Source organism: Marinobacter segnicrescens, assembly GCF_900111555.1.
Classification (GTDB): domain Bacteria; phylum Pseudomonadota; class Gammaproteobacteria; order Pseudomonadales; family Oleiphilaceae; genus Marinobacter; species Marinobacter segnicrescens.
In genome coordinates this window covers 24472-49259 of the sequence record NZ_FOHZ01000017.1, presented here as the reverse complement: position 1 = coordinate 49259, position 24788 = coordinate 24472, and the positions used below count along the sequence as shown (strand labels likewise).

General features: G+C 60.0%; 24 protein-coding genes. 11 read left to right on the top strand and 13 right to left on the bottom strand.

What is annotated here, in order from left to right:
• Positions 1–73: 73 nt before the first annotated feature.
• From BM036_RS14695 to BM036_RS14685, 3 genes are read right to left on the bottom strand one after another with little or no spacing between them, the layout of a single operon-like run.
• Positions 74–1645 (bottom strand): FGGY-family carbohydrate kinase, encoded by a 1572-nt coding sequence (locus tag BM036_RS14695; protein WP_091853715.1) that lies wholly within the window; start codon positions 1643–1645, stop codon positions 74–76.
• Entirely contained in the window at positions 1642–3204 is a 1563-nt protein-coding gene (locus tag BM036_RS14690) for a glycerol-3-phosphate dehydrogenase/oxidase (protein WP_091853713.1), read from the bottom strand. The genes BM036_RS14695 and BM036_RS14690 overlap by 4 nt, the downstream gene beginning before the upstream one ends.
• Positions 3201–4835, bottom strand: coding sequence for an FAD-binding oxidoreductase (locus tag BM036_RS14685; protein ID WP_091853710.1), 1635 nt, complete (start codon positions 4833–4835; stop codon positions 3201–3203). The genes BM036_RS14690 and BM036_RS14685 overlap by 4 nt, the downstream gene beginning before the upstream one ends.
• Before the next feature lie 198 nt (positions 4836–5033).
• Here BM036_RS14685 and BM036_RS14680 point away from each other — a divergent pair, with 198 nt between their 5' ends.
• Positions 5034–5708, top strand: a complete 675-nt coding sequence (locus tag BM036_RS14680; RefSeq protein WP_091853708.1) for a spermidine synthase — start codon at positions 5034–5036, stop codon at positions 5706–5708.
• 18 nt (positions 5709–5726) lie between these two features.
• Here the strand turns inward: BM036_RS14680 and BM036_RS14675 are convergent, their stop codons facing one another.
• The gene (locus BM036_RS14675; RefSeq protein WP_091853705.1) at positions 5727–6581 is read right to left on the bottom strand and encodes a PA4780 family RIO1-like protein kinase; all 855 of its coding nucleotides are present in this window, start codon (positions 6579–6581) and stop codon (positions 5727–5729) included.
• A 242-nt stretch (positions 6582–6823) separates the two neighbouring features.
• Between BM036_RS14675 and BM036_RS14670 the strand changes: the two genes are divergently transcribed.
• Entirely contained in the window at positions 6824–7237 is a 414-nt protein-coding gene (locus BM036_RS14670) for a TA system antitoxin ParD family protein (protein ID WP_091853703.1), read from the top strand.
• A gap of 207 nt (positions 7238–7444) precedes the next feature.
• Entirely contained in the window at positions 7445–7789 is a 345-nt protein-coding gene (locus tag BM036_RS20345) for a hypothetical protein (RefSeq protein WP_245742661.1), read from the top strand.
• 177 nt (positions 7790–7966) lie between these two features.
• Here BM036_RS20345 and sodC read toward each other — a convergent pair whose 3' ends face one another.
• From sodC to BM036_RS14620, 9 genes are all read right to left on the bottom strand, one after another.
• A complete protein-coding gene (sodC, locus tag BM036_RS14660) occupies positions 7967–8518 on the bottom strand; it encodes a superoxide dismutase family protein (protein ID WP_091853701.1) in 552 nt (183 codons plus the stop codon).
• Between the two features lie 240 nt (positions 8519–8758).
• Positions 8759–9652, bottom strand: coding sequence for a hydroxymethylglutaryl-CoA lyase (locus tag BM036_RS14655; RefSeq protein ID WP_091853699.1), 894 nt, complete (start codon positions 9650–9652; stop codon positions 8759–8761).
• Positions 9653–9654: 2 nt separating this feature from the next.
• Positions 9655–11661, bottom strand: coding sequence for an acetyl/propionyl/methylcrotonyl-CoA carboxylase subunit alpha (locus BM036_RS14650; protein ID WP_091853697.1), 2007 nt, complete (start codon positions 11659–11661; stop codon positions 9655–9657).
• Entirely contained in the window at positions 11658–12452 is a 795-nt protein-coding gene (locus BM036_RS14645) for an enoyl-CoA hydratase-related protein (RefSeq protein WP_091853695.1), read from the bottom strand. The genes BM036_RS14650 and BM036_RS14645 overlap by 4 nt, the downstream gene beginning before the upstream one ends.
• A gap of 11 nt (positions 12453–12463) precedes the next feature.
• Positions 12464–14071 (bottom strand): carboxyl transferase domain-containing protein, encoded by a 1608-nt coding sequence (locus tag BM036_RS14640; protein ID WP_091853693.1) that lies wholly within the window; start codon positions 14069–14071, stop codon positions 12464–12466.
• A 7-nt stretch (positions 14072–14078) separates the two neighbouring features.
• On the bottom strand, positions 14079–15245 hold the full coding sequence (locus BM036_RS14635; protein ID WP_091853691.1) for an isovaleryl-CoA dehydrogenase: 1167 nt from the start codon (positions 15243–15245) through the stop codon (positions 14079–14081).
• 40 nt (positions 15246–15285) lie between these two features.
• On the bottom strand, positions 15286–15666 hold the full coding sequence (locus tag BM036_RS14630) for a MerR family transcriptional regulator (protein WP_091853689.1): 381 nt from the start codon (positions 15664–15666) through the stop codon (positions 15286–15288).
• A gap of 80 nt (positions 15667–15746) precedes the next feature.
• Entirely contained in the window at positions 15747–16397 is a 651-nt protein-coding gene (locus BM036_RS14625) for a transglutaminase-like cysteine peptidase (protein WP_091853687.1), read from the bottom strand.
• A 15-nt stretch (positions 16398–16412) separates the two neighbouring features.
• Complete coding sequence (locus BM036_RS14620) at positions 16413–17072, bottom strand: type II secretion system protein N (protein WP_091853685.1); 660 nt, start codon at positions 17070–17072, stop codon at positions 16413–16415.
• 361 nt (positions 17073–17433) lie between these two features.
• On the opposite strand from BM036_RS14620, the gene gspE reads away from it, so the two are divergent.
• The 8 genes from gspE to gspL all read left to right on the top strand — a co-directional run bounded on the left by gspE (position 17434) and on the right by gspL (position 24786).
• Entirely contained in the window at positions 17434–18942 is a 1509-nt protein-coding gene (gene gspE, locus BM036_RS14615; protein WP_091853683.1) for a type II secretion system ATPase GspE, read from the top strand.
• Complete coding sequence (gene gspF / locus BM036_RS14610) at positions 18942–20153, top strand: type II secretion system inner membrane protein GspF (protein ID WP_091853680.1); 1212 nt, start codon at positions 18942–18944, stop codon at positions 20151–20153. The genes gspE and gspF overlap by 1 nt, the downstream gene beginning before the upstream one ends.
• A gap of 107 nt (positions 20154–20260) precedes the next feature.
• Entirely contained in the window at positions 20261–20692 is a 432-nt protein-coding gene (gene gspG, locus BM036_RS14605) for a type II secretion system major pseudopilin GspG (protein ID WP_281247030.1), read from the top strand.
• Positions 20655–21251 carry a type II secretion system minor pseudopilin GspH gene (gspH, locus tag BM036_RS14600; protein WP_245742659.1) on the top strand — a complete coding sequence of 199 codons (597 nt, stop codon included), beginning with the start codon at positions 20655–20657 and terminating at the stop codon, positions 21249–21251. The genes gspG and gspH overlap by 38 nt, the downstream gene beginning before the upstream one ends.
• The gene (gene gspI / locus BM036_RS14595) at positions 21251–21631 is read left to right on the top strand and encodes a type II secretion system minor pseudopilin GspI (RefSeq protein WP_245742657.1); all 381 of its coding nucleotides are present in this window, start codon (positions 21251–21253) and stop codon (positions 21629–21631) included. The genes gspH and gspI overlap by 1 nt, the downstream gene beginning before the upstream one ends.
• Positions 21628–22446, top strand: a complete 819-nt coding sequence (gene gspJ, locus BM036_RS14590; protein ID WP_245742656.1) for a type II secretion system minor pseudopilin GspJ — start codon at positions 21628–21630, stop codon at positions 22444–22446. The genes gspI and gspJ overlap by 4 nt, the downstream gene beginning before the upstream one ends.
• On the top strand, positions 22443–23471 hold the full coding sequence (gene gspK / locus BM036_RS14585) for a type II secretion system minor pseudopilin GspK (RefSeq protein ID WP_177186070.1): 1029 nt from the start codon (positions 22443–22445) through the stop codon (positions 23469–23471). The genes gspJ and gspK overlap by 4 nt, the downstream gene beginning before the upstream one ends.
• Positions 23472–23487: 16 nt before the next feature.
• A complete protein-coding gene (gspL, locus tag BM036_RS14580) occupies positions 23488–24786 on the top strand; it encodes a type II secretion system protein GspL (protein WP_091853670.1) in 1299 nt (432 codons plus the stop codon).
• Positions 24787–24788: the final 2 nt, after the last annotated feature.

The following is a 24788-nucleotide window of genomic DNA, read 5'->3' as shown; positions in this document are numbered from 1 at the left end:
AAAAAGTTTCCCGAGTGTACAACAGCCGTAGAGACAGGCGATATCAATTTGATCAGGGTTTGACCTGGCTCAGTTACCCGGGGTAACCCGTGATCCTTCGTATATTTCGGTAAAGGGGAGCAAGGCGCCGGTACATGGGGCGATAGACGTCCTGGTAAAGCTCATTGTAGAGCGCGCTGGCTTCCCGTTCCGGCTGAAAAACCTCGGGTGCTGCCGCCATCCCTTCGGCCGCTGCAGCCACGGAGGGATAAAGCCCCAGCCCGGCGGCTGCAACCATGGCCGCCCCCAGGCCGGACGCCTCCGGTGTGCCGGGACGGCCCGCCGGCATACCAAAAATATCTGCGGTCAGCTGCATGGCGGCGTTGCTGCGGGAGCCGCCGCCGGCAACGCGTAGTGTTGTAACCGGACGACCACTGCGCTTTTCGATGCGCTCCTTGCCTTCCCGGAGTGCATAGGCCAGCCCTTCCAGCATGGCACGGTAGATATGCGCCCGCGTATGCACATCGCCAAAACCAATCATGGCCCCCTTGGCTTCCGGCCCGGGGTGCCGTACTCCGGGTGACCAGTAGGGCTGCAGCATCAGGCCCATGGAGCCCGCTGGCACCGCATTGACCAGTTCATCGAACAGAACTTCGGGCGCAATCCCCCGCTTCTCTGCCATCCGTTGCTCACGCAGGCCAAACTCCCGCTTGAACCAGCTCACCATCCAGTAGCCACGGTAGATCATCACCTCCGATGAGTAGTGACCGGGCAGGGCAGAGGGATAGGGAGGCATAAGTCTGATGGCTTCGATATAGCGCCGATTGGTCACGTTGACGGTGGCTGTGGTGCCATAGCTCAGGCAGGCGATCTCCGGCCCGGTACCACCGCTGCCGAGGACTTCACAGGCCTTGTCTGAAGCGCTGGCAACGAGCGGCAGGCCGGTCGCCACTCCCAGGTGGGCGGCTGCCTCCGGGGTGAGTGATCCCAATGATTCACCCGGGGCGACCAACTCAGGAAGCTGGCTGAGGCGTACTGGCATCAGCTTCCATTTGAAATCGCCCGGGCGGGCCCAGCGGTGGCGCTTATAGTCGAAGGGAAGGTACCCCACCTGACTGCCGGTGGAGTCCCGGTAGTTGCCGGTCAGCCGCCAGGTGAGATACCCGGACAGCAACAGGTATTTCTCGGTAGCGCACCACAGATCCGGCTGGTTGCGGGCCAGCCAGTTTGCCTGGGCGTTGCGGCGGAACTGGTCAATGGTTTCCCCCAGGCCGAGCCCACGGAACAGCCATCCCCAGAGGCCTGGCAAGGGGCCATCAATGTCGGCATGGCGTTGGTCGAGCCAGAGTATTGCCGGGCGAAGGGGTTTGCCGGCACCATCCAGTGAAACAACCGTGCCCCGCTGTGTGGTGAGGGTTACTCCCTTGACTTGCCCGGGGCTGGCGTCAGTACTGCGCCATAACAGCTTGCAGGCCTCGCCCATTTGCTGCCAGAAATACTCGGGGTGTTGTTCCGCCCATCCGGGCTGGTCTGAAAAATAGGGTTCGATGGGCTGGTGTCCCCGGCCCACCAGGCGGCCTTTGGCGTCGAACAGAAGCGCCCTGACACTCTGGGTTCCCTGATCAATCGCCATGATCAGTGGGCGGTTAATGTCCGAAGAGGTCATGGAGAGGCACGCTCCGCAGGCAGGGCGAATGCCTCGCGCCACAGGGCACGGTAGCGGTTTGTCTCATCTTGCCAGCGTTCATCCGACCAGTTGAGTTCCGGCTGCAGGCGGTTCCGGAGCTCTTCCAGCAGGTAATCGCCTCCATCCGGAGTCAGTAGCCCCAGACGGGTGCGGCGTATCAGTAAGTCATCAAGATGCTCCACGCTCTCAGCCCTTGCCGCCCAATGCAGCTCGGCCCACAGGTACGGAGTGCCGGCAATCGGTTCCAGGGGGCCCGCCGCCAGAACCTCGGACACCAGTTCGCCGTAATAACCCTGCAGGCGTTGCCAGGTGAGGTGGCTGATCTCCCGTGGACGGAACAGTGTTGGATTCGGAGGAAAGGTTCGCTGCCGCTCGTCAGTGAGTTGCAGGTCGTCCAGCCAGGGGCTGGCGGTGAGCAGGACTTGCCGGGCGATAACCCGCCAGGTAGTCAACTTGCCCCCGGCCACGGAGATCAGGCCGTCCTCAGCCCAGATCACATGCTCCCGGCTCTCGCCGGACGGTGCCTTGTCGCGACCTTCTGTAACCACAGGCCGAACACCTGCCCAGGTGGAAAGAACATCCTGCCGACTGACCTTCGCTCCAGGACAGACCGAATGGATCGCCTGCAGCAGGTACTCCACTTCCTGCTGACTGATCCCTGGCTCCTGGTCAAGGTCATCGGTATGGTCCAGGTCGGTGGTGCCTACCACGGTCTGCCCCAGCCAGGGGAAAATAAAAACCGGGCGGCGATCCTCCGGGTGTTGGAGAGTAAGGGATACTGATACCGGTAGCCGGCGAAAGGGCACGATAAGGTGACTGCCCCTCAAAGGGCGGATGCGTTCGTCCGGATGGGGCGTCTGCCACAGGCGGTCGGCCCAGGCGCCGGTGGCGTTAATAACAGCGTTTGCGGTCAGCGTCCGGTTTGCGCCGGGCACGGTGTGGTGATCCTCAAGGGTGACCTGCCAGGGTTCGTGGGGCGGACGCCCAAGAGCCGTAACACGGGTGTAGTTGCGGGTAACAGCGCCTTGGCGTTGAGCCTCGGCCAGCAGCCGCAGTACCAGCCGGGCATCCTCCGTGACGGCGTCAGTATACCCCGTTGCTGCCTTGAGCCCCTCGGTTGATATGCCAGGCAGCCATTGCAGGAGCTCGGAATGGTCAATACGGTGCCGGTAGCGCCTGCCGGCAAACCGGTCGTACAGCCACAGTACCTTGTCGAACAGCCAGGGGCCCGGGAAGCCCCTGTGATAATGGGGCATCACATAGCGCATGGGATCCACCAGCCCGGGCAACTCGTCCAGCATGCGCTGGCGCTCCCTTACCGCATCCCGGGTCAACCTGAAATGACCACTGGCCAGGTACCGCAGGCCACCATGGACCATCTTCGACGACCGGCTCGATGTGCCCCAGGCGTAGTCGCTCTGTTCGACCAGCAGGATGTTCAGTCCTGCCGAGGCCGCCTCCAGCGCAATCCCGGCGCCAGTTATGCCACCACCGATGACGATGAGATCGTAATGGGGGTCCAGATCCTCCATAGTCATCCGCCATTATCCTTGCCGGCCCCGGGGCGGACCCGACGCTCCCGCAACAGGGTGCCCGGATTGAGGCAACCCTGGGGGTCGAACGTTGTCATCAGGCCCCGAAGGGCCAGCATGCCGGTTTCGCCCTTTTCCACATGCAGCCAGGGTGCGTGGTCCTTGCCGACCCCATGCTGGTGGGAGATCGTGCCCCGGTTTTCCACAATGACGGCTGATGTGGTGTGCTTTAGCTGCTGCCATCGCGCCAGCGTCTTTTCGTAGCTTTCAGCCACCGGGAAGACGTAGGTGGTATAGATACTGCTGCCCTGGGGATAGACGTGGGACAGATGGCTGAATACATGTACCGGCTGGTTCTCGTCCGCCAGGCCATGACGGAGGCTTTCCTCGATTTTACCCATCAAGTGATCGACGTTGTCCCAGTCCGTGGCGGTTTCCAGGGTGTCCACCGCATAACCCTGCTGCCACAAGCTCTCTCTCAGGTAGGGCATGGCAAAGCGATTCTCAGCCCATTTGCGTCCCATACCCGAACCGAGGTAAACACCCTGGAACGCTTTGCAGCAGCGCCGGGCTTCGTTCAGCGCAAAACGACACTGACGCTTCGAGCCAGTAACGCCAATGGTCATCATGCACTTGCCGGTGCCGGCCCCCCGCAGGCTCAGATAACGCTCCAGCATACGGATTTTCCCGGGGTGCCCGGCCAGGGCTAACTGGGTTTCCGTTTCAGTGGGATTGCTCAATCGCACCATCGACAAGGGCATCCTGCCCTGAACCATGTGCCTGGCGGCTTCCCGTGCCGTGTGCCAGTTCGGGAAAAAGAGTACGTGGAACGATTCCCGTTCAGGCAGCTGGGTAACCCGAACCCTGGCTTCAGTGATGATTCCCAGGCGCCCTTCGGAACCCAGCACCATCTCCCGGACATCCGGGCCTGCCGAGGAAGCGGGCAGGGTGGGTATGGTCAATGTGCCCTGCAGGGTCTCAACGGTGCCCCCGGCAAAGAGTTGCTCGATACGACCATAGCGAAGGGATTGCTGACCGCTCGACCGGCTCGCCACCCAGCCACCCAGGGTAGATAACTCAAAGGATTGCGGAAAATGCCCGAGGGTATAGCCCCTTGCCCGCAACTGGGACTCTACCAGCGGGCCAGGTGTGCCCGCTCCAAAAGTGGCGATCTGGCTTTCAGGGTCCAGGTCCAGCAAGCGGTTCATGCGAGCCAGGCTGAGGGTCAGTACGGGCTTGTTGCCGACTACGGGGTTGATGTGACCTGCCACGCTGGTTCCGCCGCCGTAAGGAATGACCGCAAAGCGTTCTTTGACGGCGAGTTCCAGTAGCTCACGGACCTGCTCCCCGGCTTCGGGTTCGGCAACCCCGTCCGGAAACACCTCAAATTCCCCGCTGCGCATGGCTAGCCAGTCCGGCAGGCTCTGGCCGCGGGCGTGGCGGACCCGGATCTCGGGGTCCTTGTTGATCAGCGGATGGTCAGGGAGGCGAGACCCGGGCACCTGCCGGAGAACGTCTTCCAGGGTGGCGTCCGGGAGTGGTTGGGCGGTGCCGGTTCTTTCTCTGAGGTGGGTGACGCCGCTGGCCGGGAGTTCTGGCCGGATACTGTCATCACCCCAGCCGTTCCATCTGCGCATGAGGATTCCCTTGCTGGTGTTTTCTGGCTGCCTGAAATCCTACTGATCTTGTCAGTAAATCAGCGCTTAATAAAGTGCCGCCGGATCTTCCCATTCCATTCTATAAGCCATCCGGCGACACAGGATGAGGTTTTATCGCGGGAAGACGTGTAATCTGCCCTCCTATTTATTCCCCACTGACTTTGACCGAGGTAACCCATGGCCCGTTTTGAGCAGCTTGGCACCGCCATTATTCCCGGCAAGGGGACACAGCTGCGTTTGCTGCAGCGAAATGATGAGTTTTCCATCAGGATTGCGGGTAGTCCGGGTGAGTTGATGAACAGTCGTCTGCATGGGTCGGAAGATGCACTGGCCACCCTGGCGTGTGAACGCCTGGTTGATAACCCTGCACCGAAGGTTCTCATCGGAGGGCTGGGGATGGGGTTTACCCTGGCCGCAGCGCTCGGCGCGTTGGGGTCGGAAGCTGAGGTTACCGTAGCTGAACTGGTGCCGGAAGTGGAAACCTGGAATCGCGGGCCTTTAGGCAGCGCGGCAGGGTACCCGCTGAACGATCCGAGGGCCCGGGTACATATCGGTGATGTGGTTGAGCTGATCCGGACGTCGCCGGGGGCCTGGGACGCCATCTTGCTGGATATCGACAACGGTCCGGAAGGCCTGACCCGGAAGGAGAACGACTGGCTCTATACCACCCCGGGCATTGCTGCCGCACAGGCAGCGCTGACCCCGGAGGGAATCCTGGCCTACTGGTCTGCCGGCCAGGACCCCGCTTTCACAGAGCGTCTCAAACGGGCCGGGCTATCCGTGGAGCCGGTTACTGTGCGTGCGCTCCGGCCCGGCAAGGGCGCCCGCCATGTGATCTGGCTGGCCTGGTGAGCTGACAACAAGACGGTATTAATCCTCTTCCGCATCCTGTTGCCGTTCGAGGCGCTCCCGTTCTTCCTCCGTGGCAGCAGCAATGACTTCCATGACTTCATTGACATCGGCAATACCCTCGTCGCGAACGAAGTGACCGGTCAGTTTGCTGTCGGGGTGTAGCCTGCCCGATTCGTACAGCGCCCAGATCTCACCAGCATAGTCAGTCTCCAGCAGATCCGGGGCAAAGCGGCCAAAGTAACGGCGCATGTTGTCCACGTCCCGCTGGAACATGCGTTCGGCATTGTTATTACCAGCAGCGTTCACGGCCTGGGGCAGGTCGATAATGACCGGGCCTTCTGGGTCAACCAGCACGTTGAATTCCGACAGGTCGCCATGAACCAGTCCTGCGCAGAGCATGCGGACAACATCAGCGATGACCTTGCCGTGATAGTCGCGGGCCTGCTCCGGGGTAAGGGTGACGTCATCAAGTCGGGGGGCAGCCTCGCCGTTGCTGTCGGCCACCAGTTCCATCAGCAGGACACCGTCCACAAAGCCGAAGGGTTCCGGCACCCGTACGCCGGCTGCAGCCAGGCGGTAAAGGGCGTCAACTTCGGCGTTCAGCCAGGCGTCTTCCTGTTCCTTCTGGCCATACTTCGTTTTCCGGCTCATGGCCCGGGCGCGCCGGCTGTTACGTACCTTGCGACCTTCCTGGTACTCGACCGCCTGTTTGAAGCTGCGTTTCTGTGCCTCCTTGAAGACCTTGGCGCAGCGGAGCTGGTTGGCACAACGCACCACGTAGACCTGTGCCTCCTTGCCACTCATCAACTGGTAGAGAACCTCATCTACCAGACCGTCATCTACCAGTGGTTGTAATCGCTTTGGAACCTTCATAGAACCTTTTGGTGGTATTTGTGCTCGTTCTGGCCTGGTCCGGAGAGGCATGCTGGTTTCCGGGACCAGCAAGGACCCCCCGGGTGTTCCCAGGAATGGTTGTGGGGGCAGTATAGAGCGCTGAATAATAAAAAGGCAGTGATAGCGCACACGGCGGCACCGCGAAGCCCTTTGACCGCCTGTTGCAAAACGCAACAGCTGTGGTAATCTGATTCACGTGATCCAAAACGTCAGGAGGTTCCATGACGACTCCCGTCCGGCTAGAAGACACCCTGGTACGCCATGCTGCCGCCGAGGCCCAGGTTCAGCGGCGCTCCACGCCGAAACAGATTGAGTTCTGGGCCGAGATTGGCCGTGCGGTTGCCGGCGAGGTAAGCGCTGAAGACCTGATTGCCATCAGTCAGGGCATACGCAGAATACGAGTGGAACCGGTATTGCCTGACCCGGTAACAGGTGACGATATCTGGGCGGAAGTTGAGGCTGACCGTGAGTCAGGCTCGTTGTCCCGCCACATTGCCAGTGGTCGTATTGTCTACCAGGCTTCCGAGCGACGCCCCGGTTACCTTGAAGCGATTTACCCGGATGGCCAGAGAATTACCGGGCAGTTCCGCAATGGCCGTTTCGAGCCACTGAGCGGACAGGACCATGCAGCCTGAACTGTGGCTGCTGGCTGGAGGTAATGGTGCTGGTAATTCTACGATCGCTTTTTAAAGCCAAAAAACATCCCTCTCATCAATGCGGATAATATCGCCCGCACCCTGTGGCCGGCTGAACCGGAGGCCCATAGCTACGAAGCTGCGCTGATCGCAGAGAAGGAACGGTTCCGGCTGGTTGAGGAAGGGCAGACTTTCTGCTTCGAGACGGTGTATTCGCATCCGTCCAAGCTGGACTTTATCGCCACCGCCAAGGCAGCGGGTTTCCGCATTCACATCTTCTATTTCCACCTCGGGGACACCGGGCTGCACAACGCCAGGGTCGCGTCACGGGTCCAGGCCGGCGGCCACAATGTCCCGGAGTCCAAGGTGAACAGCCGCGTACCAAGAACCTTTGCCAATATCCGCGATTCCGTTGGGTTGGCGGATGAACTTCATCTGGTGGATAACTCCAGTACCGCCAAACCCTACGTCAGAATCGCCTCCTGGAAGGACGGTACCTGGGAAATCTTTGTAAAGGAGGTGCCGGAGTGGGCAGCCCGGATCATGGGCTGAATTGTCCTTCCCGAAAGGGGCGAAGCCAAAACCTTGCCAGACGCCCCCTAAGCCCCTCCGGATACCTCAGCAGGGACAGCGGCCTGTAGACAAGATGGGGCAGTCACTGCTCTTGGACATCCTTGTAAGAGCGGGCTTTATCCAGCTCCGTGCTCCCCCAAGGGGCAGTAACGACCACTACTGGCCCGGAACCACGCCGCACGCAACACGGGCTCCACCACCCCCGAGGGGCTGGGGCTCATCAGCATAGTTATCGCCACCCTGATGGATCACCAGAGCGCGACCCCGGAAATCATCCATCCGTAATCTTGGAACGAGATAGGTCTGCTCCGACTTGCCTTCCTGGCCAACGTGAATGCGGGGCAGGTCACCAAGATGCCCTTCAGTACTGAAAGGGCCTTTATGGGAACCGGTGTTGTCGGGATCGTAGTGCCCGCCGGCGGCGCCGGCAGGCGTGGTCTCGCCGTCCTTGGTGGCAGGGCCGCAATCCGGGTTCTCGTGCAGGTGGAAGCCGTGGGGTCCGGGCCCCAGTCCGTTCAGCGCGGTCGTTATCAGTACGCCGTGCTCATTCTCCTCAAGGGTGACGGCTCCCAGGGCATCACCACGTCCCTCTGTGGTGGCCTGGTAGATGTCGACATCAATGGAGTCATTGGCATAGGCAAGGGACGAAGAAATCAGGGTCGCCGAAACTAGAAGGGCCGGTACGGTGGATCTGGTCGGGTTCCTCATGTCTTTCTCCTTGGAAGGGCAAGGGATGTTCACAGGTTATGTCGTAACGCCATTTACGTTGGTACAAAAGACCTCAATCGACGTGTACTTCCCGTTACCAAGCCTAGTAAAGAAAACAGACTGAACGTAACCAGTGGCAGGAACCTAATAAAAATTAATATTCGGGCAACAAGGGTTTCCGAGGGTTTGCTGGGCACAGGGAAATGCCAGGTATTACCCCCGGAAAACTGCGACGTTCTCTCAGGCCGTCAATGCCTTTCCGGTACGGGAGGGATTATCCCTGGCAAGGACGTTACAGATAGACGCGCCAAGCTCCGCGACGTGTTGCAGGTTGACACCTGTCTCGAATCCTTCGCCTTCCAGGAGGTACAGCACATCTTCGGTGGCCACGTTGCCGGTGGCCCCCCTGGCATAGGGGCAGCCGCCCAGTCCGGCAACGGCAGAGTCGAATATGCGGATGCCACGCTCCAGCCCGGCGGTGATATTGGCGATGGCCTGGCCGTAGGTGTCATGGCAGTGCAGGGCGAGGATGTCGGTGCCGGTATCCGGAATGATGGCGTCCAGCAGGGCGTGAATTTCCCGCGGGCGGGCGACACCAATGGTGTCGCCCAGGGAGATCTCATCCACGCCAAGGTCCAGCAGTCGCTGGGTGACGTGGGCGACCTGTGAGGGCTGGATACGACCCTCGTAGGGGCAGCCCACCACACAGGAGACATAGCCCCGGACCCTCCGGCCGGCCGCCCTGGCGCCTTCTACCACGGGCCGGAACCGCTCAATGCTTTCCTCGATGGAGCAGTTGATATTCTTGCGGTTGAAGCTCTCGGAGGCCGCGGTAAACACGGCCATGACCTCGGCGGAAGTCTGCAACGCCGCCTCAAGCCCCTTCTGGTTAGGCACCAGCACCTCTGCGGTAACCTGGGCGGGTTTGCGGATAAGGGACATCACCTCGTCGGTGCCGGCCATCTGCGGCACCCATTTGGGCGAGACAAAGCTGCCGGCCTCAATGCGGCGGTGACCAGCGGCCACCAGGGCATTGAACCATTCCGCCCGCTGCCCGGGGGAGACCGGTGTTTTCTCGTTCTGGAGCCCGTCCCGCAGTCCCACTTCCACCAGGGTTACGGTATTGTCCGCCATGGTCAGTCCTCCGGCTTTTCCAGGGTAATGAGTACCTGGGCTGCTTCCACGTTACTGTCTGTTTGACAGTGAACCGCCTCGACAGTGCCATCAAAGCCGGCTTTCAGGGTGTGCTCCATTTTCATGGCCTCCATGGTCAGCAGAGCCTGGCCGGCCTTGACCGATTCGCCAGGCTTGCAGAGTATCGCGGTCACCCGGCCGTGCATGGGGGCCGTGAGCTCGGTTTCATCGGCCGCAGCTCCCTGGGCCACTTCCGGATGATTGACCCTGACCTTCCAGGTCGCAGCATCGGCAAATACCGCAAGCTCGTCACCCCTCGAAGCGCCATCAAGACGGATCCGACGCCCGGACAGGCGTACCTCAAGGGCACCGTCTTCCATTCGGCCCCAGCGGATGCGGGTCTCTTCATCGTCCATCAATACGGTAAGGCGTCCATAGACGTTTCCCACCCGCAGAACCTGGTAGTGGCCGTGGTGACGATCGCCATCCAGGTCCAGTTCAAAGGGCTGCCAATGGCTGTCCCCCGTGCGGAATCCACTCAGCCGCCCCCAGACATCCCGGCTATCCCGGTGGGAAAGGGCGCCCACATCGCTGAGCCAGGCCACCAGGCTGAGGCGCTTGCGTGCCCAGGGCGAAAACAGGGGTTTGGCAAGCGCTTCCTCATGGATCTCCACGAAACGGGTGGTTAGCCTCGCTGCGGCAAAGTCTTCATGCCGCAATACCCGGCTCACGTAATCCGTATTCAGTACCACGCCATCGGTGTGATAGCGATTAAGGGCTTCGATCAGGTTGATCCTGGCCTCGTCCCGGTCTTCGCCGAACGTGATCACCTTGGCAAGCATGGGGTCGTACCAGGGGGTGATTTCCAATCCCTGCCGGACACCGGAATCGACGCGAACGGTGTCGTTTGCTGCCGGCTCCTGAAGCGTATGCAGGCGCCCCGTCTGGGGAAGAAAGCCGTTGTCCGGATCTTCCGCGTAGACCCTGGCTTCCATGGCGTGCCCCTGACAGCGCAGGTCCTCCTGACGCCAGGGCAGACGCTCGCCGTTGGCAACGCGGATCTGCCATTCGACCAGGTCAAGCCCCGTGACCATCTCGGTGACCGGGTGTTCCACCTGCAGGCGGGTGTTCATTTCCATGAAGAAGAATTCGTGGCTTTCCGGTTCGTAAAGGAATTCCACTGTGCCTGCGCCAACGTAGTCGATGGCTTCACCACAGCGTACGGCGGCCTCACCCATCGCCTTGCGCACGTCATCCGGGATGCCGGGTGCCGGCGCCTCTTCGATGATTTTCTGGTGGCGGCGCTGAACCGAGCAGTCCCGGTCGAACAGGTAGACACCCTTGCCGTGTTGGTCGAACAGCACCTGGACCTCAACGTGGCGGGGCGTTTCCAGGTAGCGTTCAAGCAGCAGTTTGGGGTCACCGAATGAAGACTGTGCTTCCCTTTGGGCGGCCTCGATCTCCGATTGCAGTTCGGAGGCATGCCGGACCACACGCATACCCTTGCCGCCGCCACCGGCGCTGGCCTTGATCAGTAGCGGGTAGCCGATGCGTTCGGCTTCCCGCCGAAAGACATCCGGGTCCTGTGAATCACCGTGGTAACCGGGAACGAGGGGTACACCGGCACCCTCCATCAGGACCTTGGCCGCACTCTTGGAGCCCATGGCGGCAATGGCGCTGGCAGGGGGGCCGATAAAACGCAGGCTGGCCTTTTCACAGGCGGCGGCCAGCTCGGTGTTCTCGGAGAGGAAACCGTAACCCGGGTGAATGGCGTCGGCCCCACTGGTGCGGGCTGCCGTGATTATTTTTTCAATGTCCAGGTAGCTTTTTGCCGCTTCCGCCGGCCCGATGTTCAGGGCAGTATCTGCTTCGAGCGCAAAGGGGGCATTTGCGTCGGCGTCTGAGTACACGGCGACGGTGCTGAGGCCCATGGCTTCTGCGGTTTTGAAGATCCTCAGGGCAATTTCACCCCGGTTGGCGACCAGTATGGAAGTGATAGCGTTGCTCATGAGGTTACCGCCCAATCTGGAGTCCGTTTTTCAAAAAAGGCTGCCAGGCCTTCCTGCCCTTCATCCCCGGTGCGCAACCGGGCAATCACTTCAGCGGTGTACTGGATAATCTCATCGGAAACGGCTCCGCCAGAGACAGCAGATACCAGTTCCTTGCCGGCGGCCATCGCTACCGGGCCATTTCGGAGCAGGGCCGTGATGAGTTCTTCGGCCTTGCTGGCAAGTTGATCCTCCGGGACGCACTCGTGGATTAGCCCCAACTCGTGGGCCCGCTCGCTCCGAATCACCTCAGCGGTCTGGAAATAGCGGCGGGCGTGCCGCTGACCCAGGGTACGGACCACATAGGGTCCGATGGCAGCAGGCGTGATGCCGAGCCTTGCTTCGCTGAGACAGAACTGGCTGTTCTCGGTCCCGATGGCAATATCAGCGGCGCAGATCAGGCCCAGGGCGCCACCATAGGCAGCTCCCTGCACCAGGCAGAGAGTGGGCCGGTCAAGCCGGTCCAGTGCCTGCATCAGTCCCGCCAGGCGTTGCGCGTCTTCCACGTTCTCCCGCTGGCTGAGTTCTGCGGTGCGTTTCATATAGTTGAGGTCGGCGCCGGCGGAGAAATGCTTGCCTTCCCCGGCAAGCACCACAACGCGGCAGTCAGGGTTGGTCCCGGCTGCCAGGATGGCGCTGGTAAGTTCCGTAATGATGCGGTCGTCAAAGGCGTTGCGCTTGTCCGGCCGGTTAAGGGTAATGCGGGTAACACCACGGCTGTCAGTGGTACTGATAACGGCAGATTGGTTCATGGCTGATCTCCTTACATCCGGAAGACACCGAAGCGTGTGTCTTCGGCCGGGGCGTTGAGGGAGGCGGTCAGGGCCAGGCCCAGCACATCGCGGGTGTCGGCAGGGTCAATCACCCCGTCGTCCCACAAGCGGGCCGAGGCAAAGTAGGGGTTAGACTGGTGTTCAAACTGATCGATGATCGGCTGCTTGAACGCCTGCTCTTCGTCATCACTCCAGCTCTTACCCTTGCGCTCCAGCCCTGCACGCTTTACGTCTGCCAGTACGCCAGCCGCTTGCTCACCGCCCATAACGGCAATACGGGCGTTGGGCCACATCCACAGGAAGCGGGGGTTGTAGGCCCGGCCACACATACCGTAGTTACCGGCACCAAAACTGCCACCAATGATTACGGTGAATTTTGGGACCCGGGCGCAGGCGACCGCGGTAACCATCTTGGCGCCATTCTTGGCGATGCCGCCGTGCTCAGCCTGTTTACCGACCATAAAGCCGGTAATGTTCTGCAGGAATATCAGGGGGATACCCCTTTGACTGCAGAGTTCTATGAAGTGCGCTCCCTTGAGGGCGGACTCCGAAAAGAGGATGCCATTGTTCGCCACGATACCCACCGGATGGCCATACAGGTGGGCAAAGCCACATACCAGGGTGGTGCCATAACCGGCCTTGAATTCGTCGAATTCCGAGCCATCTACCAGGCGCGCGATGACCTCGCGAACATCGTAGGGTGTGCGAAGGTCAGCAGGCACCACTCCATGGAGTTCGCCGGGGTCGTAGAGTGGGTCTTCGGCCGGCTTCGTGGTCAGCTGGTTCTGCTTTTTGTGGTTGAGGTTGGCGATACAGCGACGGGCGCGTTCCAGGGCCTCTTCCTCGGTATGGGCCAGGTGGTCCGCTACCCCTGAAATATTGCAATGTACGTCAGCACCACCCAGTTCTTCGGCGGATACGTTCTCACCAGTAGCGGCTTTCACCAGCGGCGGTCCGGCAAGGAAGATCGAGCTTTGCCCCTTCACCATGATGCTTTCATCAGCCATCGCCGGCACATAGGCACCGCCGGCCGTGCACAGCCCCAGCACCACCGCAATCTGGGGGATGCCCTTGGCGGACATGTTGGCCTGGCGATAGAAAATGTGGCCGAAATGCTCGGCATCCGGAAAGACCTCGTCTTGCTGTGGCAGGTTTGCGCCGCCGGAATCAACAAGGTAGATACAGGGCAGGTGGTTCTCCTCGGCGACGGTGAGGGCGCGGATATGTTTTTTTACCGTCAGGGGGTAATAGGTACCGCCCTTTACCGTGGAATCGTTGGCGACGATCAGGCACTCCACACCCTGAACCCGGCCGATACCGGCAATAATACCGGCAGCGGGAACGTCGTCATCATAGACGCCGTCCGCAGCAAGCGGGGCGATTTCGAGGAAAGGCGAACCCGGATCGAGCAGGCGGTTGACCCGCTCGCGGGGTAACAGTTTGTTGCGGCTTCGGTGGCGTTCCTGGACTTCCTTGCCGCCACCCTGGGCCACCCGTTCCAGGCGCCGGGCCAGGTCGTCGACCAGTGCCTCCATGGCTTCCTTTCTTTGCCGGAATTCATCCGATTGGGCATTGATGGTGCTGTGGATAATGGCCATGGCAACCTCAGTTGGATTCCTTGAACAGTTCGCGGCCGATCAGCATACGGCGGACTTCCTGGGTGCCGGCGCCAATCTCGTAGAGTTTCGCGTCTCTCAACAGGCGACCGGTAGGGTAGTCGTTGATGTAGCCGTTGCCGCCAAGAATCTGGATGGCTTCGAGGGCCATTTTGGTGGCACGCTCGGAGGTATACAGGATGGCGCCGGCGGCGTCCTTGCGAGTCGTTTCGCCCCGGTCACAGGCCTGCGCCACGGCATACAGGTAGGCGCGGCTGGCTGCCAGTTCGGTGTACATGTCTGCCAGCTTGCCCTGGATGAGCTGGAACTCGCCGATGGGCTGATCAAACTGTTTGCGCTCATGGACGTAGGGCACGACCACATCAAGGCAGGCCTGCATGATGCCGGTGGGGCCGCCGGAAAGCACCACGCGTTCGTAGTCCAGGCCGGACATCAGAACTTTCACCCCTGCGTTTTCGTTGCCGAGGATGTTCTCCTCCGGCACTTCCACGTCTTCAAAGATCAGTTCGCAGGTGTTGGATCCGCGCATACCCAGCTTGTCCAGCTTGGGGCCGCGGGAGAAGCCTTTCCAGTCGCGCTCCACCAGGAAGGCCGTAATACCCCTGGGGCCGCCCTGGGGGTCGGTCTTGGCATAGATGACGTAGGTGTCGGCATCCGGGCCGTTGGTGATCCACATCTTGCTGCCGTTGAGGATGTAACGGTCGCCTTTTTTGTCTGCTCTCAGTTTCATGCTGACAACGTCGGAACCGGCGTTGGGTTCACTCATGGCCAGCGCACCAATATGTTCGCCACTGACCAGTTTGGGCAGGTATTTCTGCTTCTGGGCTTCGGTTCCGTTGCGGTGGATCTGGTTAACGCAGAGATTGGAGTGGGCCCCGTAGCTGAGACCGATACTGGCGCTGGCCCGGCTGATTTCTTCCATCGCGATAACATGGGCCAGGTAACCCATGTCACTGCCGCCGTACTCTTCGCTGACAGTCATACCCAGCAGGCCCATGTTACCCAGCTTGGGCCAGAGGTCGTTGGGAAACTGGTTGTCCTTGTCGGTCTTGTCGGCGACCGGGGCGATTTCGTTCTGTGCGAAGCGCTGCACCTGGTCACGAAGCGTGTCCAGGGTCTCGCCATGATTGAAGTTGAGGGTGGTGTATTGGCTCATTGTTATTGTGCCTCTGGTCAGTTGGGAGTTTGTGGATTATTCAGGTTTCACCAAGTGCCTCCCGGCACTTGGTTTCGGCCTCGTCCAGTTCTTCCTGCATCAGGCGGATATCGTGGAGCTGGGCCTCTAGCTGTTCACGTCGTTTCTGAATTTTGCTCAACAACGCATTGATTTGATGACGGTTATCAGAGTCCGGGTCGTACATTTCGATGAGTTCCCGGGATTCTGAAAGGCTGAAGCCCAGGCGCTTCCCCCGGAGGATGAGCTTGAGTTTGACCCGGTCAGCGTCGTTGTAGAGCCGGGTCTGGCCGTCTCGGGTGGGGCTGAGCATGCCGGATTCTTCGTAATAGCGGATGGTCCGGGTGGTAATGTCGAATTCCCGCGCCAGGTCGCTGATGGTGTATTGCCTTGGTGAAGCCATAGTCTTGTTCTTATGCAGTTTACGTTAACGTAAATCAACTCCGGTTCCTGCGCAAGAGGTACATCACTGGAGTGAAGGGGTTATTTGAGGACGTCGATGAGGCGTTCCTGCAGCGATCGCCAGTGGCGTAATTGTTCGGCGTCGCCAGAACGCTTGCTTCGGTTGCCGCGTATGCGCCAAAGGCCTTCGCCGTTGAAGCTGTATACCGGCTCCAGGTCGTCACGTTCCGAAGCCGGACGAATCTGGTTAACAAGGTTATCAAGGATAAGCGGATCGGCGTCGGGGGTGGGGTACCAGGCGACGACCATGTGGGCCTGGTTGAGTTCCAGGGCTTTGACGTAGACGATACGAAGCTGGTCGTCCGGCACTCCGAGGGAGCGCAGGGTGAGGTATTTGGCGATGGAGAAGTCTTCGCAGTCGGCACCGTTGGTTGCCAGCATTTCCACCGGGGTGGCCCAGTAGTCCTCCTGGTCCCAGTGTTGCAGGTCGCTGACAAAGGGGGTTCGGTTGAAGAAGGAGTTGACCAGCTGTATCTGGCGCCGGATCGGGGCTGGTTCAGCCAGGCTGTGCAGGCGTTCCCAGTTTTCCAGCCTGGCCCTGGCTTCCAGGCCATACTCTTCCTGGATGTATTGCAGCAGGCCTGAGCCCAGCTCGAAAGCAGTGGCAATAGCGGCAAACACGATGACCAGGAGCAGGGAACTGCTTCTGGCCGCCTGCCGCGTGTATGCCATGGAGTTACCTCATCGTTATTGGTCCTTGAGCCGTTGACGAAGCTCCTCGAGCCGCTGGCGGATCTGTTGGCGACGTTCGTCGGTGGCCTGGGGTGTTGCCATGGCCCGGGACTGGCCGCTAGCCGTGTTCGCGCCGCCAGCATCGGCCTGGTCATTGGGCTGGCCCCGGTTATCAATGGCCGCCAGCTCCATACCCCGGGAGTCGTCCATCTCGGGAAAGTACAGGTTCTCCAGCTTGCCGCTGCGCTCAATAATGATCCGATTTGCATGCACGGAACGAAGCCTTGCATTCCCCGGGAGCTCATCACCAATGATATAGACCTCAGTGCGGCCTCTGTCATCCTCGACGAGGGCGCTGCCAGGCTGCTCTTCGGTGCCGGCCAGCACTCCCCGCAGGAAGAGCCGCAGGTTGGTCTCCGGCAGGTTTTCCGTGTCCTGCCCGGCAGCGAGGGCCTCGGGGTCGGCGCGTCCGAACAGATCGATACTATCGAGCGCCACCTGAGGTTGCTGCCGCTGCTGGGGGCTGGGCCGCACAGGCTGGGTAGTGGTTGCCTGGTCGTGCAGTGTTTGTTCCTGTTCCCAGAACCGGTAGCCCTGCCAGGCCAGGCTGGCCACCATGGCAACGGCGAACAACAATGCAGTGATCATGGGAAGTCTGGCAGTTAGAGCAGACATGGCTATCCTTTTTTCAACATGCTTGGCCGTATCGCAAGGGCTTGAGAACCCTGACCAGTCTGGCGCCAGACGCTGCCCGGACACTGGTCGTGCGATGTTTCTTCCTTAAAACCTCCGGCATGGTGCCGTTTGCCCGTCATGCATTCCCGGTAGGGCAGAGGCTTCCGGTGACAACTTTCGAGGTCCTGAACGCTCATCACAATGTAACATCCTGTTGCCGATTATAGTGTATTGAGTTATTCAGAGGGCGCCAAAACCTGTGGTAGCCTTCACACCTACAGGGAATAATAAGCGGAACGGTTGTCAGGGAGACAGATAAAAAGCCTCTGACGTCAGTTCTGAACAAGACACGGGGACAGCCTTGACTACTGAAACGCACATCCAGCCGCAGGATGCTCCGCTGGGACGCCTTCCTTTCACGTTCGCCAAGCGCAACGGGGTGATTCTGACCCGCAACGTGTCGGGTGAACCTGTGATACTGGTCCGTCCCGGTGCACCACACAGCGCCCTGGCTGAAGCCAACCGTATCAGCGGAGGCCGCGCCACGTTCGAACCTATCGAACCTGGCGACTTTGATGAAGCACTGAACAATGCGTACCAGAACGATTCTGCCGAAGCCATGCAGATGGTGGAGGGCATTGGTGACGATATGGACCTGGCGTCACTGGCAGAGTCGGTTCCAGAGACAGAGGACCTGCTTGAACAGGAAGACGATGCACCCATTATTCGCCTGATTAACGCCATTCTCACCGAAGCCGTGAAAACCGGAGCTTCGGACGTGCATATTGAAACCTATGAAAAGCGTCTGGTGGTTCGCTTCCGGGTGGATGGTGTCTTGCGGGAGGTCGTTCAACCGAAACGCGCCCTTGCGCCGCTGCTGGTCTCGCGGATCAAGGTTATGGCGAAGCTGGATATCGCCGAGAAGCGCGTTCCCCAGGATGGTCGTATTGCACTGCGGGTGGCGGGCCGTGAGGTAGACATCCGGGTATCCACCATGCCCTCGGCCAGTGGCGAGCGCGTGGTACTCCGTCTGCTGGACAAGCAGGCTGGTAATATCCGGCTGGAATCCCTGGGCATGAAAGGGCGTGACCTGGACCTGCTGCGAAAGATGGTCAAGCGGCCGTATGGCATTCTGCTGGTCACTGGACCGACTGGTTCCGGTAAGTCCACGACCCTCTATGCCGGCCTGCAGGAAATCAACGATCGCAGTCGCAACATCCTGACCGTTGAAGACCCCATCGAATACAACCTGCCGGGTATCGGGCAGACCCAGGTAAACACCAAGGTGGACATGACATTCGCCCGGGGACTCAGGGCCATCCTGCGCCAGGATCCGGATGTGGTCATGATCGGTGAGATCCGGGACCTGGAAACGGCCGAGATTGCCATACAGGCGAGTCTCACAGGTCACCTGGTGCTTTCCACACTGCATACCAATACAGCGGTGGGAGCCATTACCCGGTTGATGGACATGGGTATTGAGCCTTTCCTGATTTCCTCCAGCCTGGTCGGGCTGGTCGCCCAGCGACTGGTCCGTGTGCTTTGCCAGGAATGCCGCGAACCCTATGAGCCTTCGGCTGAACAGTGCGAGTTTATCCAGGCAGATCCTTCCAGGCCGCCCACCATCTATAAGGCAAGGGGTTGTGAGCACTGCAATAACCTTGGTTACCGCGGGCGTATTGGTATCTATGAAGTGGTTGAGATTACCGACGCCATGAGCTCAATGATCCATAAACGCGCTGGTGAGCTTGATCTCGAAAAAGTGGCGAGGGAGGCCGGGCCGAGTATCCATGCCGATGGCGTGAACAAGATCCTCGACGGCGTTACCACGGTGGAAGAGGTCCTCCGTGTGACCCACCGGAGCCGCTGATGCCTGCTTTCGACTACAAGGCGCTTGACCGGCGCGGCAAGCAGACCAGTGGGGTTATCGAAGCTGACAGCGCCAGGGCCGTTCGCCAGCAACTTCGCGACAAGGGAATGGCCCCCCTGGCGGTGGAGCCGGCTACCGAGAGGCAGAGCAAGGGTGCGTCTTTCAGTCGGCGGGGCAGCCTGAGTGCTTCCGACCTGGCCCTCGTTACCCGCCAACTATCCACCTTGATCCAGTCGGGCATCCCGATTGAGCAGGCCTTGTCGGCAGCCGCCCAGCAGTCCGAAAAACCTGCCATGAAGAGCATGCTGATCGCCATCCGGGCCAAGGTCATGGAGGGCTATACCCTGGCCGACAGCCTGGGTGAATACCCCAGGGCATTCCCCCGCCTTTACCGGTCCACGGTTGCAGCAGGCGAACACGCGGGCCACCTTGACCTGGTACTCAACCGGCTGGCTGACTATACCGAGGCGCGCCAGGAGGCACGGCAGAAAATCCAGCTGGCTGCCATCTATCCGATTATCCTGACTGTCGTTGCCATTGCCATTGTGGTCTTCCTGCTGACGTATGTCGTGCCGGACATTATCGAGGTCTTTGTCAAACAGGGGCAGGAATTACCCGCACTGACCCGGGCCATGCTGTCGGCCTCCGACTTTCTCTCCAGTTATGGCATCTGGCTCTTGCTGGTGCTGGTCCTCGGGGGCATCGCCTTCAGCTTTTCATTGCGAGCAGAGGGTAACCGTCGTCGTTTCCACAAGGCGCTGCTGGACATCCCGCTTCTCAAGGGCATGGTTCGCGGCGTTAATACCGCCCGCTATGCCAGCACACTCAGTATCCTCACAACCAGCGGTGTGCCGTTGGTGGAAGCTATGCGCATTGCCGGTGAGGTATTGGGTAACGACCATCTTCGGGCAAGGCTGCGGGATGCGGCCCAGACCGTCTCGGAAGGTGGCAGCCTTAACAAGGCCCTTGAGCAGACCGGTTATTTCCCGCCCATGATGCTGCATATGATTGCCTCCGGTGAGGCCAGTGGTGAGCTGGACAGCATGCTGGAGCGCACTGCCCGAATGCAGGAAAACACCCTGCAGTCGAAGATCGCCGCCATGGTCGGCCTGTTCGAACCCATGATGCTGCTGGTCATGGGCGTCGTGGTGCTTATTATCGTACTGGCTATCATGTTGCCGATCCTGAATATGAGTAACCTGGTGGGGTGAACCAAAAAACCGTTCACCTGCCAGAACCAGACAAGCAAGACGATCCGTCCAGACCTGGAAGTTCACTGCAAAGCAATCTGAAACCACAAATGGAAGAGAGTACAACGATGAAACAACGCAACCAGCGAGGGTTTACCCTCATCGAAATCATGGTGGTCATGGTCATTCTTGGCCTGCTGGTGGCGGTGGTCGCCCCCAATATCATGGGCCGCAGTGACCAGGCCAAGGTCACCATCGCAAAGACCCAGATGAACAATATTGCCAATGCCCTGGACATGTATCGGCTGGATAATAGCCATTACCCCAGCACCCAGCAGGGCCTGGAGGCACTGGTCAGCCGCCCCTCCGGCTCTCCTGAGCCCAGGAACTGGAACCCGGAAGGCTATCTGAAGAGTGTTCCGGAAGACCCGTGGGGAAATCGTTACGAGTATCAGAGTCCGGGTGCAGAGGGTGCCTACGACCTTTATTCGTTCGGATCCGACGGCCAGCAAGGCGGTGACGGTGACGAAGCTGATATCAGCATCCACGACCTCAACTGACCCTGTGGCGATGCCCGCACCCCGGTGGCTCCGTCAGGCCGGCTTCACCATGATCGAAATCCTGGTTGTGCTGGTACTGCTGGGGCTGCTGGCTTCACTGGCCATCGTCAATCTTGGGGGTGGCGAGCAGCGGGAACTGAACAGTAAGGTTCGTGAACTGTATGTCCTCATGCAGACCGCCGCGGAGCAGGCCATCCTCAATAATGAGGAACTGGGCCTGGTGGTTGACGAACAGGGTTATCGTTTCCTGGTATATGACGAACTGGAACAGACGTGGCGCAGTGAGAGTGAACGACTGTTCCAGGGCCGCAACTTTCCGGAGTGGATGAGCGTCACCCTGTTCAGCGAAGATGATATCCCGCGCCTCGCCCGGGGAAATGACGAAGAAGACGAAGAGGGCAGCCTGCGCCCCGATATTGTGTTTTATTCAAGTGCTGAAACCACGCCGTTTGAGCTGGAGTTCCTGGCAACTACCTCTCCGGATTACCGCTTTCGCCTGGAAGCCGACGGACTGGATGACATCAAGATGCACACTCCATCGGACACGGACGATTTCTGATGCGACAACACGGGTTTACACTTATCGAAGTGCTTGTGGCCCTGATGGTCTTTGGCCTGATCGCAACAGCAGCGTCCCAGGTGGGTAGCCAGTACCTGGGCAGCTTCGAGCGGGTGAGGGATCTGACCATGGCGTCCTGGATTGCCGGCAACCGGATGAACGAGGTTCGGCTTCAGGAGGAATTTCCTTCCATTTCCGAGAGCAGTAAAGAGCTTGAATATGCCGGTCGTCGCTGGCGGGTGGTGACTGAGATTTCCGGTACGGACGAAGAAAGCATGCGTCGGATTGATGTCCGCGTCGAGGCCTATGGTGGTTCAGGCGAGCCTGCGCAGTTACAGAGCCTGTCCGGTTTTCTCCGTGATCCGGAGCAGAGCCTGTGAGCGTTGCGTTGGCTTCCTGTGGCCGCGGTCGCCCTTGGAGTGTCAGCGCTCGCCAGTCCGGGTTTACCCTGATGGAAGTGCTCATCGCTGTCTCCATCACTGCGGTCATTGGCCTGGGTATCTGGCAGGTGCTATCCAGTGTGGTGACCGCCCGGGACCGGGTGGATGAAGTATCGGCGGAATTCGAAAACCTTCAGAAGACGTTTCTTCTGCTGGAGCGGGATTTGCGCCAGGTGACCAGCCGGCCTGTCCGGAATATCTATGGCGACTATGAACCCGCGCTGACCTCGGCAGGAGAAGCCTTTCTGTTGCAGGTAACGCGGCAGGGCTGGCGTAACCCGCTGGGTAAACAGCGCAGCGAATTGCAGCGAAGTGCCTGGGAGTTTACCGGCGATGAAGTCCGGCGCCGGTACTGGGTGATGCTGGACCAGGCTCAGGAAGAAGAAAGCCACGACCAGCTCATGCTCGATGGGGTGACCGCTTTTTCCATGCGCTTCCTCGATGAAGAACGCACCTGGCAGGAAGACTGGCCACCGCCCAACCAGGGAATCCCCAGTGGGCCTGGCGCCCCGGTCATTCGCTTGCCGCTGGCCGTGGAAGTGACCTTGGAGCATGAGCGTTACGGAGAGTTGACACGCCTCTTTCTGATGCCTGATTTCAACGTGACGGCCGTACAGACATCGATCTCCCAGGGGAACCAGGGGGAGGACGAAGCTGAGGAAGGGGAAGACGACGATACTGGCGAAACCGGCGAAACCAGTAGTCAGGCCAGTGACCAGGATCAGGCACCTCAGACCCAGGGGGACGGCACATGACTTTTCGCCCTGCCAGCGGGGGGTGCGGAGTATCCGGCTTCGACCGTTACCAGCGAGGTATGGCGTTGATCATGGTGCTGCTATCCATGGCCCTGGTAGTCATGATGGCTGCCGGCATGGTCAAACAACAGGGGGTGCGGGTTTTTCGGGCAGGGCACTTCCTGGCCCAGACCCAGGGCTACAACGTGGCGCTGGGAGCAGAGGACTTTGCAAAACAGGTTCTGTTCCAGGACCTGAAAACCGATCGTGAGAACAACGAGCTGGTGGATAGCCCGGACGAAGTCTGGTGGCGCTACGCGGCAGTTCTGCCACTGGATGATGGTGGTGTTGCAGAGATCCAGGTGGATGACCTGTCCGGCCGCATTAATCTCAATGACCTGGTGAACCCCGCTGGCGCTATCGACCAGGCAACCAGGGACCGATTGATGCGGTTGCTGATGGTACTCGGGATTACCGATGTTCACGTCGATGCCCTGGTGGACTGGGTAGACCCCGATGAAGAGCCGGTGTCCGCCTATGGTGCCGAAGATGGTCAGTATCTTATGAAAGACCCTCCATACCGGGCAGGCAACCAACCCTTTGCCAGCGTGACCGAATTGCGACTGATCGAGGGTATGACCGAGGAAGCCTACCAATTGCTGCGTCCACACGTTGCGGCGCTTCCGGTTTCTGGAACCGGTATCAATGTTAACATGGCTTCAATACCGGTGATTCGCTCGCTCCACCAGCAAATCACCGATGCCCAGGCCAACACCGTCGTTGAGCGCCGGAAAGAGGAGCGCTTTCTGACCACTGGCGATTTTACGGCGTTGCCCGAGTTCGCAGGACTTGGACTGCGGCCCCAGGGGCTGAAGGTACGGTCAGAGTTTTTCGAAGTGGTTTCCCGTATTACCTGGGATAACCGGGTAACCAACCTGGTGAGCACGGTGTACCGTGACAGCGAAGGCGATTTATCGGTGGTTCGCCGCGACACCGGGCAGAAGCACAGAATAACCAAGGAGCCCTTCGGGGTGTCCGGGGAATAGACCAAGGACGCAGACTATGTCATACCACCTTTACGCAAGGCCGGTAAGCACCAGCGCAGACCCGGCAGATGGCCAGTTTCGCATGGACTGGGTGCTGCTTGACGCCAGCGGTGAACTGCAGGCCAGTGGCCAGGGTGAGACCAGGGACAATATCGAAGATGCACTCAGCCGGAATTCCCTTGAAGGCGTGCGTCTGATTGGCCTCATTCCCGGCGATGAGGCCCTGTTTTGCTTTGCTGATATTCCGGCAAAGCAAGTCCGTTTTATCCGTCAGGCCTTACCGTTTGCTGTCGAGGAACAATTGGCCCAGGACGTCGAAACGGTCCACCTCGCCCTTGGCGGAGCAACTGAGGATGGCTACCGTGTTGCCGCCATTGATCATAAGCGGATGGCCCTTTGGCGGGAGACCTTCCTGGAGTGGGAAGCTGCAGACCTCGAGGCCATCTATCCCGACGCAGCCCTGGTTCCGTTAAGGGGCCATGATTGGGCCATATGCCTGGGCGATGACATGGCGTTGCTGGCCTCTCGCCGCGGCGAATGGATGACCATGAGGACAGAGAACCTGTCGGTTTTTGCCCAGACCCTGGCCATGCCTACGGAAGATGAAGTGGCTGCCGAGGTTCAGGTGGTGGTTTACGGTACCGAAGCCGCCATGGCTGCCAACGAGCAGGCATTATCTGCGCTGGTTGATACCCCGAGGCTGAGCGTGCACCGGGAGCCGATGGAGGGCTCCATTGTTGAGCTGCTCGCGAGCGCGCATTACCACCATGCGGCAGAACCCATCAATCTTTGCCAGGGTAGTTATGCTCCAAGCCAGCGTGAGGGTGGTGCGCTCAGGGCCTGGCGGCCCGCCATTGCCATCGCAGCCGCCTGGTTCCTGCTGGTCATCGGGGCCCAGCTGGGCATGGGGTACTATCATCAACAGCAGGCCAGGGCCCTGGAGGAGCAGGTCATGGCAATCTATCACCAGGCATTCCCGAACGATCGCCGCGCCACCCCGCAGAACGTTCGTCGAGTCCTGGAAGGTCAGCTCAGGACTGCAGGTCAGCAGGGTGGTGACGCAGGTTTCCTGCCCTTGATGAAGCATACCGGGCAGCAGTATAGCCAGTTGCCCGGGAATCAGTCGGTTCTGTTCAACTCGGTAAACTACACCCGTTCCCGGGGTGAGTTGGTAGTGGATATACGTGCGGACAGCTATGAACGGCTTAACGCGCTGCGTTCAGGCATCAACGATCAGGGGCTCGATGCCAGTATCGGTTCCGTGGTCAACGATTCTGACGGTACCCGTGCCCGTCTGACGGTATCAGGAGGTTGACC

Coding starts and splice junctions, on each gene's coding strand:
- BM036_RS14625 (WP_091853687.1), bottom strand. CDS start 16,397: ATGGCATACACGCGGCAGGCGGCCAGAAGCAGTTCCCTGCTCCTGGTC.
- BM036_RS14640 (WP_091853693.1), bottom strand. CDS start 14,071: ATGGCCATTATCCACAGCACCATCAATGCCCAATCGGATGAATTCCGG.
- gspF (WP_091853680.1), top strand. CDS start 18,942: ATGCCTGCTTTCGACTACAAGGCGCTTGACCGGCGCGGCAAGCAGACC.
- BM036_RS14695 (WP_091853715.1), bottom strand. CDS start 1,645: ATGACCTCTTCGGACATTAACCGCCCACTGATCATGGCGATTGATCAG.
- BM036_RS14690 (WP_091853713.1), bottom strand. CDS start 3,204: ATGACTATGGAGGATCTGGACCCCCATTACGATCTCATCGTCATCGGT.
- BM036_RS14650 (WP_091853697.1), bottom strand. CDS start 11,661: ATGAGCAACGCTATCACTTCCATACTGGTCGCCAACCGGGGTGAAATT.
- BM036_RS14630 (WP_091853689.1), bottom strand. CDS start 15,666: ATGGCTTCACCAAGGCAATACACCATCAGCGACCTGGCGCGGGAATTC.
- gspG (WP_281247030.1), top strand. CDS start 20,261: ATGAAACAACGCAACCAGCGAGGGTTTACCCTCATCGAAATCATGGTG.
- gspL (WP_091853670.1), top strand. CDS start 23,488: ATGTCATACCACCTTTACGCAAGGCCGGTAAGCACCAGCGCAGACCCG.
- BM036_RS14635 (WP_091853691.1), bottom strand. CDS start 15,245: ATGAGCCAATACACCACCCTCAACTTCAATCATGGCGAGACCCTGGAC.
- gspK (WP_177186070.1), top strand. CDS start 22,443: ATGACTTTTCGCCCTGCCAGCGGGGGGTGCGGAGTATCCGGCTTCGAC.
- BM036_RS14620 (WP_091853685.1), bottom strand. CDS start 17,072: ATGTCTGCTCTAACTGCCAGACTTCCCATGATCACTGCATTGTTGTTC.
- gspI (WP_245742657.1), top strand. CDS start 21,251: ATGCGACAACACGGGTTTACACTTATCGAAGTGCTTGTGGCCCTGATG.
- BM036_RS14670 (WP_091853703.1), top strand. CDS start 6,824: ATGACGACTCCCGTCCGGCTAGAAGACACCCTGGTACGCCATGCTGCC.
- BM036_RS14680 (WP_091853708.1), top strand. CDS start 5,034: ATGGCCCGTTTTGAGCAGCTTGGCACCGCCATTATTCCCGGCAAGGGG.
- BM036_RS14655 (WP_091853699.1), bottom strand. CDS start 9,652: ATGGCGGACAATACCGTAACCCTGGTGGAAGTGGGACTGCGGGACGGG.
- sodC (WP_091853701.1), bottom strand. CDS start 8,518: ATGAGGAACCCGACCAGATCCACCGTACCGGCCCTTCTAGTTTCGGCG.
- BM036_RS14645 (WP_091853695.1), bottom strand. CDS start 12,452: ATGAACCAATCTGCCGTTATCAGTACCACTGACAGCCGTGGTGTTACC.
- BM036_RS14685 (WP_091853710.1), bottom strand. CDS start 4,835: ATGCGCAGATGGAACGGCTGGGGTGATGACAGTATCCGGCCAGAACTC.
- BM036_RS14675 (WP_091853705.1), bottom strand. CDS start 6,581: ATGAAGGTTCCAAAGCGATTACAACCACTGGTAGATGACGGTCTGGTA.